Source organism: Sinanaerobacter chloroacetimidivorans, from assembly GCF_018128545.1.
GTDB lineage: Bacteria > Bacillota > Clostridia > Peptostreptococcales > Anaerovoracaceae > Sinanaerobacter > Sinanaerobacter chloroacetimidivorans.
Map to the genome: position 1 here is coordinate 1 of NZ_JAGSND010000057.1, position 987 is coordinate 987.

Sequence of the window (987 nt, forward strand, 5' to 3'; positions counted from 1 at the left end):
GTCTATAAACAGTATAGTACATATTCCGAGAACCAGAATGAGAAGAGTACTATAACTTAATAATACGAAGCGTCAAATAAAACGTCACCTAAAATCGTAGTTGAAAAACTTGTACAATCATAATAGGAATACGGTTGAAAAAGTAAGCCAACTTTTCAACCTGGAATGGAGTGATTGTATGGATACACAAAAAGTCGCCGCTGAGTACCGGATGTCCCAATGGGCGCAGATTATACAGGCACGAGCGGATAGCAGACAGAGCATCAAAGATTTCTGCCAGGCGGAAGTGATAAGCAGAAATGCATACTTTTACTGGCTGAAAAAGCTACGCGAGTCAGCATGCACAGAACTTGTAAAAAAGGAAGAACCAAGGAGCATATCACCGGGCGGCTGGGTGCAGCTCGCATCAGGACCGATGCAGCAGACGACAGAAGCGCTTAAGATTGAGATTAACGGCTGCCATATCACTGTGACCGCCGAAACAGATCACGATCTGCTTTCGAAAGTCTGCCACACATTGAGGTCGTTATGATACGGTGGGATGACAAGCCTGTCTACCTGTGCTGCGGAGGCACGGATATGAGAAAAAGCATCAATGGACTCTTGAGCCTGGTGCAGGAGAACTTTTCCCTTGACCCGTTTGCAAATGCGCTGTTTGTGTTCTGCAACAAGAGCAGGAATCGATTGAAAATCCTGGAATGGGACGGTGATGGGTTCTGGCTGCATTTCAAGCGGCTGGAGCGCGGCCGCTTCCGCTGGCCGGCGGAAGGAGAATCCGGTACCATGGTTCTTGATCCCAAGGAACTGTCCTGTCTGGTCGACGGTGCAAGGTTAGAAAAGAAGCTAAACCGGAAGGAGGTTCTTGAGCGGCTGATCTCGTAAAAATCCGTGAAAACGTCTTGTGGAAAAGGGTTGATTGAAAACATAACTTCCGTTTTCTGTACAGACAAGTGATTGAAAGAGTAAGCGCAGTTTTTTTAGAAATGA

2 protein-coding genes are annotated in these 987 nt (G+C 46.5%); both read left to right on the top strand.

Going from position 1 to position 987, the window contains the following annotated elements; translation table 11 throughout:
• Positions 1–178 precede the first annotated feature (178 nt).
• A complete protein-coding gene (gene tnpA / locus KCX82_RS22840; protein WP_227020742.1) occupies positions 179–532 on the top strand; it encodes an IS66 family insertion sequence element accessory protein TnpA in 354 nt (117 codons plus the stop codon).
• Positions 529–882, top strand: coding sequence for an IS66 family insertion sequence element accessory protein TnpB (gene tnpB, locus KCX82_RS22845; protein WP_227020743.1), 354 nt, complete (start codon positions 529–531; stop codon positions 880–882). Before tnpA ends, tnpB begins: the two co-directional genes overlap by 4 nt.
• Positions 883–987: the final 105 nt, after the last annotated feature.